The 14,779-nt window shown below is 46.0% G+C and carries 16 protein-coding genes and 1 riboswitch; of the genes, 2 read left to right on the forward strand and 14 right to left on the reverse strand.

Annotation, left to right across the window (positions count from 1 at the left end; genetic code table 11):
- Positions 1 to 338: 338 nt before the first annotated feature.
- From ACMXI2_RS28730 to ACMXI2_RS28745, 4 genes are all read right to left on the reverse strand, one after another.
- A complete protein-coding gene (locus tag ACMXI2_RS28730; protein WP_483779315.1) occupies positions 339 to 1,940 on the reverse strand; it encodes a DUF6377 domain-containing protein in 1,602 nt (533 codons plus the stop codon).
- A 122-nt stretch (positions 1,941 to 2,062) separates the two neighbouring features.
- On the reverse strand, positions 2,063 to 2,506 hold the full coding sequence (locus ACMXI2_RS28735; protein ID WP_483779316.1) for a copper resistance protein NlpE: 444 nt from the start codon (positions 2,504 to 2,506) through the stop codon (positions 2,063 to 2,065).
- Between the two features lie 45 nt (positions 2,507 to 2,551).
- A complete protein-coding gene (locus ACMXI2_RS28740; protein ID WP_483779317.1) occupies positions 2,552 to 3,697 on the reverse strand; it encodes an esterase-like activity of phytase family protein in 1,146 nt (381 codons plus the stop codon).
- A gap of 240 nt (positions 3,698 to 3,937) precedes the next feature.
- On the reverse strand, positions 3,938 to 4,090 hold the full coding sequence (locus tag ACMXI2_RS28745) for a lmo0937 family membrane protein (protein WP_483779318.1): 153 nt from the start codon (positions 4,088 to 4,090) through the stop codon (positions 3,938 to 3,940).
- Positions 4,091 to 4,348: 258 nt separating this feature from the next.
- On the opposite strand from ACMXI2_RS28745, the gene ACMXI2_RS28750 reads away from it, so the two are divergent.
- Entirely contained in the window at positions 4,349 to 4,804 is a 456-nt protein-coding gene (locus tag ACMXI2_RS28750; RefSeq protein ID WP_483779319.1) for a ferritin-like domain-containing protein, read from the forward strand.
- A 403-nt stretch (positions 4,805 to 5,207) separates the two neighbouring features.
- On the opposite strand, the gene thiH is transcribed toward ACMXI2_RS28750, so the two are convergent.
- The 7 genes from thiH to thiS form a co-directional block, all read right to left on the reverse strand.
- Positions 5,208 to 6,338, reverse strand: coding sequence for a 2-iminoacetate synthase ThiH (gene thiH / locus ACMXI2_RS28755; RefSeq protein ID WP_483779320.1), 1,131 nt, complete (start codon positions 6,336 to 6,338; stop codon positions 5,208 to 5,210).
- A gap of 29 nt (positions 6,339 to 6,367) precedes the next feature.
- Positions 6,368 to 7,141 (reverse strand): thiazole synthase, encoded by a 774-nt coding sequence (locus ACMXI2_RS28760; RefSeq protein ID WP_483779321.1) that lies wholly within the window; start codon positions 7,139 to 7,141, stop codon positions 6,368 to 6,370.
- Positions 7,129 to 7,761 carry a thiamine phosphate synthase gene (locus ACMXI2_RS28765; RefSeq protein WP_483779322.1) on the reverse strand — a complete coding sequence of 211 codons (633 nt, stop codon included), beginning with the start codon at positions 7,759 to 7,761 and terminating at the stop codon, positions 7,129 to 7,131. The genes ACMXI2_RS28760 and ACMXI2_RS28765 overlap by 13 nt, the downstream gene beginning before the upstream one ends.
- Entirely contained in the window at positions 7,758 to 8,510 is a 753-nt protein-coding gene (locus ACMXI2_RS28770; protein WP_483779323.1) for a hydroxymethylpyrimidine/phosphomethylpyrimidine kinase, read from the reverse strand. The genes ACMXI2_RS28765 and ACMXI2_RS28770 overlap by 4 nt, the downstream gene beginning before the upstream one ends.
- A complete protein-coding gene (locus ACMXI2_RS28775) occupies positions 8,486 to 9,142 on the reverse strand; it encodes a thiamine phosphate synthase (protein WP_483779324.1) in 657 nt (218 codons plus the stop codon). Before ACMXI2_RS28775 ends, ACMXI2_RS28770 begins: the two co-directional genes overlap by 25 nt.
- 34 nt (positions 9,143 to 9,176) lie before the next feature.
- Positions 9,177 to 11,033 (reverse strand): phosphomethylpyrimidine synthase ThiC, encoded by a 1,857-nt coding sequence (gene thiC / locus ACMXI2_RS28780; RefSeq protein WP_483779325.1) that lies wholly within the window; start codon positions 11,031 to 11,033, stop codon positions 9,177 to 9,179.
- An 84-nt stretch (positions 11,034 to 11,117) separates the two neighbouring features.
- The gene (gene thiS, locus ACMXI2_RS28785; protein WP_079471618.1) at positions 11,118 to 11,321 is read right to left on the reverse strand and encodes a sulfur carrier protein ThiS; all 204 of its coding nucleotides are present in this window, start codon (positions 11,319 to 11,321) and stop codon (positions 11,118 to 11,120) included.
- A 52-nt stretch (positions 11,322 to 11,373) separates the two neighbouring features.
- Positions 11,374 to 11,482, reverse strand: a riboswitch (TPP riboswitch).
- Between the two features lie 63 nt (positions 11,483 to 11,545).
- On the opposite strand from thiS, the gene ACMXI2_RS28790 reads away from it, so the two are divergent.
- Positions 11,546 to 12,022: a lipocalin-like domain-containing protein gene (locus ACMXI2_RS28790; protein WP_483779326.1), complete on the forward strand. Its 477-nt coding sequence runs from the start codon at positions 11,546 to 11,548 to the stop codon at positions 12,020 to 12,022.
- On the opposite strand, the gene ACMXI2_RS28795 is transcribed toward ACMXI2_RS28790, so the two are convergent.
- The 3 genes from ACMXI2_RS28795 to dnaN all read right to left on the reverse strand — a co-directional run bounded on the left by ACMXI2_RS28795 (position 12,019) and on the right by dnaN (position 14,622).
- Positions 12,019 to 12,270, reverse strand: a complete 252-nt coding sequence (locus ACMXI2_RS28795; protein ID WP_483779327.1) for a hypothetical protein — start codon at positions 12,268 to 12,270, stop codon at positions 12,019 to 12,021. The two genes, ACMXI2_RS28790 and ACMXI2_RS28795, sit on opposite strands and share 4 nt — an antisense overlap.
- A gap of 53 nt (positions 12,271 to 12,323) precedes the next feature.
- Complete coding sequence (locus ACMXI2_RS28800) at positions 12,324 to 13,157, reverse strand: sterol desaturase family protein (RefSeq protein ID WP_483779328.1); 834 nt, start codon at positions 13,155 to 13,157, stop codon at positions 12,324 to 12,326.
- 346 nt (positions 13,158 to 13,503) lie between these two features.
- A complete protein-coding gene (gene dnaN / locus ACMXI2_RS28805) occupies positions 13,504 to 14,622 on the reverse strand; it encodes a DNA polymerase III subunit beta (RefSeq protein WP_079471622.1) in 1,119 nt (372 codons plus the stop codon).
- Positions 14,623 to 14,779: the final 157 nt, after the last annotated feature.

A 14,779-nucleotide genomic window follows, 5' to 3' on the forward strand; every position in this document is an offset into this window, starting at 1 on the left:
TTCATTAAAATTTAGTGAACGGAAATAAGGCGTTGTTTGCCGGGATGCCCCGCAAATTGTCAACGTGGATAATGTCTGTCTTTTTGAATCGACCCTGGTCGTTCTGTCTTCTTTAGTGGTTTTTAGTTCTCCGGTTAGAATTTAGAATTTTGGTATTTATCATTCTACTGATTCAAAGTAAAAAATCAATCAGCAGGGTAACAAGTTTTACAGTCAAAATATAGAAAATAAAGCCGAATAATCCAAAATTATCTCTTGGATAGTAATGATAATCAATAAGTTATTATTATATATAAATAATTAATATATTAATGGTATGAGACAGTTTTTGCCGCTTTTTACAGGGCTTTAATGCTCATAATATGGGCTTCGAACTCTTCGCTTGGGATCAGCGCGCGCTTTTTGATCCTGGTTTTATAGGCGTAGATAGTATTCACGGAGTACTCCAGGATGCGGGCGATTTTTTCGTTGTCGTTGATACCAATACGGATCAGGGCGAAAATCCGGATGTCGGTATTCAGCAGTTCATTTTCTTTCAGGATCACCTGGTTCTCTTTATCAAAAAGGGCATTGAACTCAGCCACAAAGTGTGGAAATATTTTAAGGAATACCCGGTCGAAGCTGGTAAAAAGTTCTTCTCTCTCCTGCCTGATATTGATATTATTTACAAGAAACTTTAGTTCTGCAGGCTTGTTGGCAGTTAATTTCTGCTCCAGGTTCTGTTTTAGTTTTTCTATTTTACCGATATAAGAAGCGTTGATATTAAAGCAATACCCCACATACTCCTCTTTAATTTTATTGGCTTCCAGTAACTGGTTGTTGATTTCCTGCTGTTTAAGATTGGCCGCGGTAATAATGCGCTGCGCGGCTTTTAATTTTTGTACCTGCCGGAATACGGTGATGGCCAGTATCACCAGCGCCACCAGCAACAGGGTTACAATAGCGGCATAGATCAGCAAGGATCTGGTTCTTTCTTCCGCGGTATTGATCCGTTCGTGCTCAATAATTGGTAAAATACTACTTACCATTACCTTTCTTTGCCGGGCGCCATAAAATACCGCCTCCGAAATAGCCCGCTCAATACAATGGGAGGCATTCTTTACATCGCCCTTTTCAAAAAGCAGGGTGGCCAGGCTGTAGGCGGCCATCGTTTCTTTCGTGGAAGTCTGCAGATCCGCAATGGCCGACCTGATCATTAAACAAATGGCGGTATCCTTATTGCCGGCAGCGTCATAAATAGACCCAAGTGTGCAGGCTAATATAGCCAGTTCTCGCCCTGAAATGCCTGGCTGGTCCAGATCCGGGAAAATGGCCAGCGCTGCCGGAATGTTTCCCAGCTTGAACAGCTGCAACCCCTTGTTGTATTTATATGCAACCGAGTTGGGCGTCATCAGGTGAAGGGCAGAATCAACATACGTACTGGCTATTTTAATATAGGTGGGGGTGTAATATTTATCCTGGTTATAATCTGCCAGGTCGAAATACAACCGGCTCTTCATCAGGAAAAACTCCACCCGGATACTATCCGGGGCGCCTGTGGGATCAATCGTATTAATAAAAGCAGCGGTTTCGGTAAACATGCCCGACGACAATAAAACATATCCCAGCTTCACCCGGGCATCAGTTAGCAATACCGGATCATGCAACTGGCCGGCCAATACCTGCAGCTGCTGGGCATACGTAAATGCAGAATCGAAGTTGAATACCTTGTAAGCGTTATATAACTGCCTGCAAATAAGGTACTGGCGTGCAGGATCATTGCCGGCGGCCTGCCGGGTGTGTTTTATGCTGTCAATCCCACGGATTTTAAGGGAATCATAAACAGCTGATTTCGCCATTACCTTGTTCAGCTCCTTCAGAAGACTGTCTGCCGGTGTTTTACCATAGGCATGTATAGAGAAGAATAAGCATAAAATCAGATAGCCCGGAATGCGATTCATAATAAGTTAGAATGATAAAAGGTCACAGGTCACCGCTAAATTTAAGCGACTTTTTTGATATAAAGTGAGGGGCCGGTTTATTTTAAACCGGCCCCTCACTTTCCTTTTATATTCCTTAGATATTAAAGCACCTTTTTCAGGGTGTAATTACGTCCGCTTTGTATCATTTTCTGATCGGAGTCTAATAACAACAGTTCATCTTCATTTACCTGCTGATAATAACGCTGGAGGTTTTTGTCTTTATTGGGATTCAGGTGGATCACGATAGCCGCCGGATCAGCCGTGGTACCATGTACAATGGTATAAACGCCGTTACTGTTAAAGGTCTGGTTCTTTCCCTGGTAGGTTTCTTTCAGCGTGAAACGATCATCCGGTTGCCTTTGCAGGGTTAGCTCTGTAACAATACCCTCACAATCAGCACAAGGCAACGTTCCTGAATAAGTAACCCCGGAAGCAGTGTCTGAAGGAGAATTTATTGCTGCACTATCCGACTGGCCGGTTTTTGTACCGGAACCCTGGCACGCAGCAAAGACTACAAACAGCAACAATAATGGCAAGTGTTTCATGTTGCAGGTTTTTCTGATCATAACAACAGATAGTCATTATTGTTTTTATGGGATGATTTCGAACAGGAAAAACTGGTTTTCTTCTTTGTCAGAAAAATTATTATCTGCTACAAACACCAGGCTCCGATGCCCATTAGGCAAAACAGGACCAAATGTAACGCCTTCAATGTTATCTATATATTTTCCCAGGCTTGCAAAGTCCAGCAGCAGTGTTTTGGCCGCCGGCCTGAAACGGGTATCCTTCTGCAGTGAGCTAATACCACTGATGCCAGTAGCATGACTAAGGTCGGTGATAAACACCTTGATGGTACAATCCTTTACGCCACTGGAAAATGACCTTTCAATAGTTAAAATTTTATCATTGCCCAGTACCATGATATCGGAAATGCCATTTACCTTAAACGCATTTGCAGGAACGGCGGGATGCGCCACCGGCTCCAGTTTATACGCATATTGGGCCACCGGCTGCCGGGTGTTGTTGTCAAATTTCAGGATACGGGTATAAGCGCCCTGCCCCACTTCGGCCCGTGGTCCATCTTCATAACGGGGTTCTTCCAGGCTCACATACAGGTATTTATAATCTGGAGTAAATCCCAGGCCTTCAAATACGCCGTTGCGGCGAGGCCCGTTCTCTGTGGCATGCATCCTGAATTGCGGCGGCAGCGCAAATGAATCCAGGTATTGCCCGTTCATACTGATTTCATAAATACCCGGATTTGTAAGAATAGTATCTTTTTTGTTTACAATACGTTCTCCTTCGCTGCTCCATACCAGCCGTTGCTTTTTGGCGTTGTACCGCATAGCCTCCGGGTCGGGCGTAAGGGAAGGGTTGGTTTTGGTATCGGGATAGGGTTGTCCGTTGGGCTGCAATAAAGTGGTAACTCCTGTAAATTTTACACTATCGAATGATTTGTCGGAGAAGTAAAGCTGCGCGGTATAAAAGCGCGCTGGATTCAATGTGGAGCGGTCGTCACAAACGAGATAATATTGCCTGGCAGACGCGTCATAATCTATACCGGATAAACCACCGGTTACCGTACCGTTGAAAGGAAAGTTATACGGAACAATATATTCACCGATAAAATTTAGCTGGCCTATGCCCCCGGCAGCGGTACCGGTCTTACGGGTAGAACTGCAACTGAAGAGGCCCGTCAGTATAGGGAGGATCAGAAAAAGCAGGTATTTTTTCATGGCAGCAAGTTAGGAAATCTCCTGCATTCAGATCGTTGCACTGCATAAAGGATTTGTTATGCGCATGGGAGGCGCCCGCACAGGCGCCTGACGACCATATACGGGTACGACAAAAAGCGGGTTTAAAAAACGTGAAATATATTTTGATGTGGTAAGAAGGTATTGGAAAACATAAAAATTCCCTGTTTAATTGGTGGTTTATCACTAATTAAACAGGGAAGGATAAAGTGCAGCGTAATCCTATAAGGCCCTGCCCCTGATTATATTTACAAGGATGGCAATAATAGCCAGCACAAGTAAGGCGTGTATTAAACTACCAGCAGAATAAACAAAGAATCCAAGTATCCATCCTATAATGAGAATTACGGCAATTAAATAAAGAAGGCTGTTCATGTCTTAAGGATTTGATTCACTTATTATACTAGAAAATTTGTGCCAATAAGATAATTGCTTTGTATACAGCTATTTTGCATTGCTGACGCCGCTCTATTGTAGAACCTTCTCCACCATCCGAGAAAAAAAAGGACGGAAAATAGCAACCTCTCCATCCGGAAATGCTTCATGATAAAGGGTTTTATAGTATGGACGCATTTTTGAAAATGAAATGGTTATATATCATAAGACTATTTTTTTAACCATAAATTTTTGATCATGTTACAAGAGGAAAAGTTGGTCACACTTTTAAGCGATCTCGTAAAAATCAATAATGACCGGATAGAAGGATACAAGCAAGCGCAGGATGCCAGTGATGACGCAGATGTGAAAGCGCTGTTTCAACATATGATCAACGACAGTTTAAAATATGTAGGAGAACTGAACCTGTTATTGAGAGCGCAGGGCGCAGATGCAGAAACAGATACCACCGTCAGTGGAAAACTATACCGGACCTGGATGGCCATAAAAACCACCTTTACGGGTACCGACCGGTATGCTCTTTTCTCCTCCTGTGAGTATGGGGAAGATGCTGTGCAGCGTGCCTACGCCGATGCCCTGAGCATGGATGTAGCCATGCCTTACAGCATGAGGGAAATCATTGGTAATCAGCAGGCAAATCTTAAGGAAGCACACGATACGATCAAGAGCTACCGCGATGTAGTGAGCCAATAGCATTCTGTGCAGACGGATACTGTCTGTTCTTTTTGTTCAAATCAACCCATTAGGCGGTTGTTCAGGATTGCCATATTACTTTTGAATTCATGAAATTCCAATCATACTTATATTGATAAGTAATATGGCAACTACGGGATTTTCGGTACAGGGCTGCTTCCTCATCGTTTGAAGCAGCCCTTTTTTATACGATGGATATGGGGGATTTTTCAGAAATCAGACCCTGAAAAACAACGAATAAACAATGGTTCTGTTCAACAGGGCAGCTCTTGTTCATTTTGTTCAGTTTGACAGGATGCTTTTGGAATTGAAGGACCTGCATTATCTTTGGAAAGATTGAGAGAAGTATCTCTTGTATTACTTTTAACCTCCCCATGAAAAACAACAATAACTATCAGGTGGCCTAACCAACCACCTTTTTTATTTCCCCGGAGAAAGCAGGATCCCAATCTTTCCAAACCGGTTCAAATCCTTGTTTTTTCAGCATGTCTGCAATAGCAGCAGCGCTCCTGTCGTCAGATATTTCAAACTGTTCCAGCGACTGCTGATCTACCACATAGCCACCCGGATTGGTTTTCGAGGCGGCACTCATGGCCGTAATACCCAGATGCACAATGTTATTTCTGAATTTCTCCTCTTCCCGGGTAGAAATGCTAAGTTCCACCTCCTGGTTAAATAGCCGGTAGGCGCAGATCAATTGTACCAGCTCCCGGTCGTTCATCACTACTTTAGGGGTTAGCCCGCCTGAGAATGGCCGGAGCCGGGGGAAAGAAATACTGTATTTTGTTTGCCAGTATTTTTTCTCCAGGTAGGCGAGATGGAGCGCCGTAAAGAAACTGTCGGTACGCCAGTCTTCCAGCCCTATCAACACGCCCAGCCCCATTTTATGAATGCCGGCACGTCCCAGCCGGTCGGGGGTTTCCAGCCGGTAGTCGAAGTTGGATTTCCGCCCTTTAGGGTGGTGTTTTTTATAGTCGTCCTGGTGGTAGGTTTCCTGGTATACCAATACAGCATGCAGCCCCAGTTCCGCCAGTTCCCGGTAATCGGGTTCATCCATCGGTTGTACTTCCATCGAAATATTGGCGAAGTGCGGCCGGAGCAGTTGTAGTGTCTTCTTAAAATAGTCAGTGCTTACCAGCTGGTTTGCTTCTCCCGTTACCAGCAAAACATGCTCAAACCCCATTTCCTTGATGGCAGCTGTTTCCAGCAGCATTTCCGCCGGGCCCAGGGTTTTCCGCCTGATCTTATTGTCGAGGCTGAAGCCGCAATAGGTGCAGATATTCTGGCATTCGTTCGATAAATACATCGGGATATACAACTGCATGGTGTTACCAAACCGCTGCCGGGTAAGCGCCTGGCTTATAGCTGCCATCTCGGCAAGGTAAGGCGCTGCCGCCGGAGAAATAAGCGCGGCAAAATCTTCCAGTGAACGCCGCTGGTTATGCAGGGCCTGTTCCACATCCCTGGCTGTTTTAGCATAGATACCGGCTTTTACCTCATTCCATTCATACTGATCAAATATGCTTTTAAACATACGGAAGGATTAATAAGATGATAAAATAATTATGCTTCATCGAGAAATGCGATTAACGGGCTGGAGGCCACCGCGTGCTGACTGCTGGCAGGTAAGCCAGCTTCATAGGCCATGCGCCCGGCTTCTACTCCTGCTTTGAAAGCGGCGGCCATCTGCACCGGGTTGCGGGCCACGGCAATCGCGGTGTTCACCAGTACAGCACTGGCGCCCATTTCCATCGCCTGCGCAGCATGGGAAGGACTGCCAATGCCTGCATCCACAATCACGGGTATGTTGCTTTGCGCAATGATGATCTCCAGGAAATCGAAGGTTTTCAAGCCCTTATTGCTGCCAATAGGAGCGCCAAGAGGCATTACTGCTGCAGTGCCCACGTCTTCCAGTCGCTTGCATAATACCGGGTCCGCATGCACATAAGGGAGTACCACGAATCCCAGTTTCACCAGCTCTTCTGCCGCCAGCAATGTTTCCACGGGGTCGGGCATCAGGTAGCGGGGATCAGGGTGGATTTCTAATTTTATCCAGTTTGTTTCCAGCGCTTCGCGGGCTAACTGTGCCGCATATACGGCTTCTTTGGCGGTACGTACGCCGGAGGTATTGGGAAGCAGGTGCATTCTTGAATGCGACAGGTGCCGCAGCATATCATCTGCTTTATTATCCATCTCCACCCGTTTCAGCGCTACGGTAACCAGCTCGCTGCCAGAGGCCAGCAGCGCACTTTCCATCATTTCGGGAGAAGAAAATTTCCCGGTACCGGTAAACAGGCGGGAGTAAAACTCCCTGCCGGCAATAATTAATGGCTCCATGTGGATAATTGTTTTAACTGGTGATGAATCTGGCTCACAATGGCCTGTTTATCTGTTGCATGGGTAATCAACCCGCTCACTGCAATACCGTGAATGCCGGTTTCCATCAATGCCGGGATATCTTCCGGCAGGATACCGCCAATGGCAATAACGGGAATGCGTATATTTTTTTCTTTTAGAGATTGCAGGATAGATTGATAACCACTCAACCCCAGTATGGGGCTGAGATTTTGCTTGGTGGTAGTAAACCGGAACGGACCTACACCCACATAGCTGGCGCCATCCTGTACGTGTTGCAGGATATCTGCCAGTGTATTCGCTGTGCCGCCAACAATTATCTTCTCGCCGGTAATAGCGCGGGCGGCGGCAACCGTCATATCCAGTTTGCCTACGTGTACGCCCGCTGCTGCTACCGCTACCGCAATCTGCGGATAATCGTTGATGATAAGAGACGCCTGGTAGCGATCACAGATCTTTTTCACCGCTTCCGCTACCGGCAACACCGTGGCAGGGGATTCATTTTTGATACGAAGCTGGATCCATTTGCAGCCGGCATCGCAGGCAGCGAGTATATTATCGGTATGTGATGATTGCGATATGTAATGTAAGTTGCTGATCATATGTAATGGTATCCTGTTAGTGATGAATGACTGGCTAATAATTTCTCCGTATATACTTTTCCGTTAGCACATGCTTCAGGTAGTGAAAACCCCTGTGCCAAACCCGCAGTGATAGCGGCAGACAGAACACAGCCCGAACCGTGTTTGGGAAATACTTCTTTCAGCACGGGGGAGAAAGTATGGATTACATCGCCGGTATACAGTATATCGTATCCCGGCTTATCTTTATGATGACCTCCTTTCAACAGCACTGCACAGCCCGCAGATAATTGCCGGGCTGCAGCTTCCCCGTCGGTAAGTCCTGTTAACAATAATGCCTCATCGTAATTGGGCGTTAACAGGTAAACCTCCGACAGCAGCTCTTTCCACGCTTGCTGATGAATGCTGCCGTGAAAAGAAAAGCCTGCCGATGCTTTCAATACCGGGTCCAGGATGATGCGTATCCCGGGCGATAATTGTTTTACCTGTCGTACCAGTTCAAGCAAAGACTGTATGTCCGGCATGATACCGATCTTACAATATTGCAGGCGCGTATTGCATAGCAATGGCTTCGCCTGTGCCAGTATATGCGTTACCGGTATCCACTCCACTGATACAAACTGCTCCGGTGTTTGCACGGTAATCGCCGTGCAAACGCCCATTCCGTTTACCATGTGTTGTTCAAATGTTTTGATATCTGCCAGTAAACCTGCACCCCCGCTGGGATCCAGACCGGCAAAGCTCATCACGTAAGGTCGCTCTTGTTCCATAGCTGCTGTATACGGTAGTAATTTTCTACGGCCTGCGCCGGTGTTTTCCAGATGGCTCCCAGCAAAGCTGCGCCATCAAAATGCCAGTTTCTTAATAAATGTATATTGGTATGATCCACACCACCCAAAGCGAGCACCTGCCGGTTGTTTTTATCAGGAAGCACCCCTTCTATCCGGCCATGATAGCCAGGTTTGGAGATGCTGTTAAATACCGGGCTCAGTAACAATGTTCGAAAACGTTTGTCCGTTAACGTTATATCATCTGTTGAATGAATACCTGTGCTGTTTTCTTTGAAATTTTCCGGAGATAGATAACGGGTTGGCTGTTCCATTTTGCCGGTAACCAGGGCCGTTTTTTCGTTACCGGCAATGGCACCCGATAATAACCGGTGCATCCCTTCACCGCTCCAGTGTACGCCTGCAAGGTCATAGCCTGCCGCCAGCGCACCATGATCGCGGATAAGAATATGGCTGTAATATTCCGGCGGTAGCTTATCCAGCAAAGCGGCGTACTGCACTGTTGACCAGTCAGGCTTTCTTAGCAGCACACGCTCCGCCCCTGCCGCTAATAAGGCAGCAATGATATCCACTTCTTCGTGTATCCGTTCAGGTGATGTGATAACCCAGATCAACTATTTTAGCATTTAGTTTTTTGTGCGGCGATATTTACAGGTAGATCTCTCCTCCCTGTTCTGCAAAGGCGGCAGCTTTTTCCTTCATGCCGGCGGTCATGGCATCATCTTCTTCCAAACCCTTTTGCGCAGCGAAGTCACGTACTTCCTGTGTAATTTTCATGGAGCAGAAATTGGGTCCGCACATAGAGCAGAAGTGTGCTACTTTGGCGCCGTCTGCAGGCAGGGTTTCGTCGTGATAAGAACGTGCGGTTTCCGGATCGAGCGCAAGATTGAACTGGTCTTCCCAGCGGAACTCAAAGCGTGCCTTGCTAAGTGCATTGTCCCTATGCTGCGCGCCCGGATGGCCTTTCGCCAGGTCGGCGGCATGAGCGGCGATCTTGTAGGTGATCACACCCTGCCGTACATCTTCTTTATTTGGTAATCCAAGATGTTCTTTAGGCGTTACATAACACAACATGGCACAGCCAAACCAGCCTATCATAGCGGCGCCTATCCCGGAAGTGATATGATCATAGCCTGGTGCAATGTCGGTAGTTAAAGGACCCAGTGTATAGAAGGGCGCTTCATGGCAATGTTCCAGTTGCTTATCCATATTAGTTTTGATAAGGTGCATTGGTACGTGGCCGGGGCCTTCAATCATCACCTGTACGGAATGTTTCCATGCTATTTTGGTGAGTTCGCCCAGTGTTTCGAGTTCCGCAAACTGTGCGGCATCGTTGGCATCGGCAATACTGCCCGGGCGTAATCCATCTCCCAGGGAAAAGGAAACATCATAGGCTTTCATGATTTCACAGATATCTTCGAAATGCGTATACAGGAAATTTTCCTTGTGATGTGCCAGGCACCATTTAGCCATGATGGAGCCTCCGCGGGAAACGATACCGGTTACGCGTTTCGCCGTTAACGGTATATATCTCAGCAACACGCCGGCGTGGATAGTGAAGTAGTCAACACCTTGCTCTGCCTGTTCTATAAGCGTATCGCGGAAAATTTCCCACGTAAGGGCTTCCGCTTTTCCATTTACTTTTTCCAGTGCCTGGTAAATGGGTACGGTACCGATGGGCACCGGTGAATTGCGGATAATCCATTCCCTGGTTTCGTGGATATTTTTTCCGGTGCTCAGGTCCATAATGGTATCTGCGCCCCAACGGCATGACCACACTGCTTTTTCCACTTCTTCTTCTATGCTGGAGGTAACTGCGGAGTTGCCGATATTGGCATTTATTTTCACGAGGAAGTTGCGGCCAATGATCATGGGTTCGCTTTCCGGGTGATTAATGTTTGCGGGGATGATGGCTCTGCCGGCGGCGATTTCCTGGCGTACAAATTCAGGGGTAATGAATTTCACGGGTGTATTGGCGCCAAAGCTCTGGCCTTTATGCTGATGCCAGAGGGTGTTGTTTTGTTCAAACAACTTGTCGGCGCATTGATTTTCCCGGATGGCGATGTATTCCATTTCGGGTGTAATGATGCCCTGTTGTGCGTAATACAACTGGGTTACATTTTTCCCGGCTTTTGCGCGCAGGGGTTTATGTGTATGGCTCATGAGCGGCATCTTCCCGCCTTCTTTCATCAGCTCTCTTACAAGCGGGCTGGTGTATTCCGGGAGTTGTTCCACGTCTTTCCGGTTGTTGATCCATGTTTCACGGATGCGCGGAATGCCGGTAGCTACATCAATATGGATGTCCGGATCGGAAAAGGCGCCACTGGTATCGTATACTACTACCGGTGCATTGGGAACGGCGTCGCCATTTTTTCCATGAATACGTGTATCCGTGAGCGTTATTTTGCGCATGGCTACTTTCACGGGGTGGATGGTTCCGTCCACATATATTTTCTCTGAGGCAGGAAAGGGGGTGCGGCTGAGTGCCACGGGCTGATTATGCATGATATCTGGTTTTTTTAGAGATAGAAATGCCGGTTCCGTAATGATGATCACGGAAAAGACTATACGAAAAATGAAATACAGGGTTTAGCCGCCCTGGGTAGCCCGGATAATAGTAATATTATCGGCTGCAGATAGTGGTTGGTTTTCCCAGGAGGTTTTTGGTATCACCTGGTTGTTGACGGCCACTGCAATGCCTTTTTGAGCAGAGATCTGAATAAACTGTAAGAGTGCAGCGATGGTAGTTCCCGGCTGCACCGCATAAAGTTTATTGTTTACATGCACTTCCATGTTAATTGGAATTTAAGTGAAACAATAAACTTTAAGGATGTGGAAAGATGAGAAAGGTTCAGTTACTTTTCCCTACGGCAGTATGAACTGCTTCAGGTACTGAGGGTATCATCTCAGTTTATCCTTTTAAATTAATTGGATAAACACCCCTAAAGTGTAGATGTAAAAGTAATGGAAATATTTAAAAATTACATTACAAATGATGAATTGTGTATTTTTAAATTATGGTACGATTCAGTTTAATGTGTTTATTGATACTGGCGGTTGCCTGTAAAGGAGGTAAGAAGGAGGTGGAGAAGGAAGAATTACAGGATGATAGCAGCCTGGTTAGTATTATCGCAGACAGCAGTAATGCCGGCATTACTGACAGCATTGCTGCTGTTGCGGATACGCTGCATATTGATGCAGCTAAGCTCATAGGAAAGTGGATACAGCCCGTAGCGGGCCTGGACAGGGAAACACAGGGTTTCCAACTAAGAAAGAACGGAACTGCCAGATCCATTAACATGTACACACTGGTATACGAAAAATGGTTGCTGACACATGACACCTTGTTGTTGTGGAATCACTCCGAAGGCGTAAAAGATACCTCCACTATTGTGGATACAACAATTATAAAAGAGCTGTCAGATACTTCGCTTGTATTGTTTCCGGTAAAAGCCGCCGAAGGCTACGTGGAAAAATACCATAGAAGCAATTAATTATATAGCTGCCAGAGTCCTACCAGGCAGGCTACCACCGCCATAAATACGCCGGCAGCAGCGAGCTGCATATCGTCAATATTTTTTCTTCCTATATACAGGGAAACAAGACCTGTTACTATGGCTACTGAGCCGGCGGTAACTGCATAGGAAGGCGTGTGGGTACTGAAAGCAAATGCTGCCGACAGTACGCCAATGATGAGCGCTGATATACAGGCTGTTTTTGTTAATGCTGTTGAGTGTTGCATATATATTCGAATTTAAGAAACAGGTGAAGGAATAATTATTTACAAATAGGTATTTATTTATGTTGACTACTGATCTTTTCCTTCATCACAGTGTCGTGTTCCCAGGGCACTTTTAACAGGGATCCTATTTCCTGGTAGCGGGCGTCCTGGTATTCATCCAGTCCGTATCTGATCGCCAGCGTATCCGGTACTTTTACAAAAGTGCCGAAGAGGCGATCCCATATAGAAAATATATTGGCATAATTAGCGTCTGTTTCAGGCTGGTAATGACTATGATGTACCTTATGCATATCCGGCGATACAATGACCCAGCTAAGCGCATTATCCAGCCATTTGGGCAGATGGATGTTGGCGTGATTGAACTGCGACATAAAAGCCGATAAACTCTGGTATAACATGATCATCCAGAAGGGCACTCCGAGCATTATAATAGCAGCAAAGAGGGCTATTACTCTCAACAGGCTTTCCACCGGGTGGTGTCTCAGGGCAGTAGTGGCGTCTATCTGTGTATCTATGTGATGAATTTTATGGAACTGCCACATCCAGGCGGTTTTGTGCTGCACCCAATGTATGAGCCAGGCCCCTATAAAATCCAGCAGTAATAGTGCCAGTATAGTATGGAGCCACAGCGGCAATTGCTTCAGGTACAGGATGCCGAATTGTTGGGCGCTTGTCCACCGGGAAGCCTTTACAATGAGAAATGCCAGCCCTGTATTTACAATCACCGTGGTTAATGTAAAAAAGAGATTGGTACCGGCATGCCTGTAGCGATTGCTGCCAAAACGGAACCGGGGCGCCATGCCCTCAATGATCCATAACAGCAATAGCCCGCTCACCAGGATAGCAGTACGGTATACTGACGGAATATTTTCAAAAAAACTTACCATATGATGGTAAAATATATATAACGGTCTTTTATGCTGTGCTGTGTGGTTCTCCTTAACCAGGCCAACAAAATCTCTGCAGTGGATATGATATGGGGATGTGATCTTAACTGTAATACACAGTAAACATATATGCGTTACTGTTATTACCCTTGCGTTACTGTCCTGAATCTTCGGGTCTGTTCCAACCACTGATTCCGGATAAAAATTACAACTATTTAGGGAATATAAAAAGGTGTCTTTTGGGCCACAGGCAAAGAAAAAAGCAACCTCTTTGTCAGAGATTGCTTTATGTATAAGTTTTTAGCTATAAGTATTTACCTTTTTAGCATTTAGCTAACAACTGTGGTTAGTTGTTCAGCATGAGCGGCATTACCAGCATGAGGAGGTCTTCATTTTCTTCTTTTTCGGAAGGTCTGAGGATACCTGCTTTGGTGGCAGTAGCGAGGTCGATGGAAATTTCATCTCCTTCAGCCGCATTCAGCATTTCAATGAGAAATTTCGCATTAAAAGCAATCTGCATATCATCGCCGGTATACTGGCAGTTCATGCGTTCATTACCTTCAAAGGAGAAATCCACATCCTGCGCAGATAGCTGGAGTTCGCTGCCGGTGATGCTTAAAGCTACCTGGTTGGTGCTTTTATTGGCGAATACACCTACGCGTTTTAAGGCGTTCTGGAAATCGCTTTTTACCACGGTGAGGCGGTAAGGATTATCTTTTGGTATTACTACCTTATAGTCAGGGAAACGGGCATCAATAAGGCGGCAGATCATTTGTGCGCCTTCGTGCTGTACGAAGAAGTGGTTCTGGCTATAAGCTACTTTAATTTCAGTTTCATTATCAGGCAGGGCTGATTTCAGCAGGTTCAGCGGTTTTTTAGGTACGATGAAGCTGTCTGCCTGCGGGCACTTTACGTCTGTTCTTACATATTTCACCAGTCGATGTGCATCGGTGGCAACAAAAGTAAGGCTGTCCGGAGCCAGTTCGAAGAACACGCCTGTCATGGCAGGGCGCAGGTCATCGTTGCTCACCGCAAACAGGGTTTTATTGATGGCGGTAACCAGGCCGGTAGCAGCCATTGTGAAGGAGGTGGTATCATCTGCAGCCGGTTCTTTCGGGAAGTTTTCCGGGTTTTCCCCCATCACTTTATATTTACCATTGTCTGAAGTGATTTCCACTGCATAGGAGTTCAGGTCAATGTGGAAAGTCAGCGGCTGGTCGGGCAGATTTTTGAGGGAATCCATCAGGATCTTCGCCGGGATACAGATCCGACCGCTTTCCTTGGCTTCCACCTCCAGCTTCACCCGCATAACAGTTTCCAGGTCAGTTGCAACTACAGTCAGTTCGTTTTTGTCAATCAGGAACATAAAATCCTCCAGTATCGGCAATACTGTGTTTGAATTGATAACCCCGCTGATCTGTTGTAATTGTTTTAATAAAGTAGAGGAAGAAACAATAAATTTCATGGTTTATATAAGTTTGCTTATCATTTTTTGTTGAAGGGTAACCTTTAGGGCATCCTGCCCTGATTTTCGCCCGGCACCTCACATAAAAGGTCAAATGTACTGTAAACAAAGATAGAAAGTTTTGTCGTTCTCCCTAATTTCATCACATCTTATACAC

Source organism: Chitinophaga sp. G7 BAM 1005, assembly GCF_057126945.1.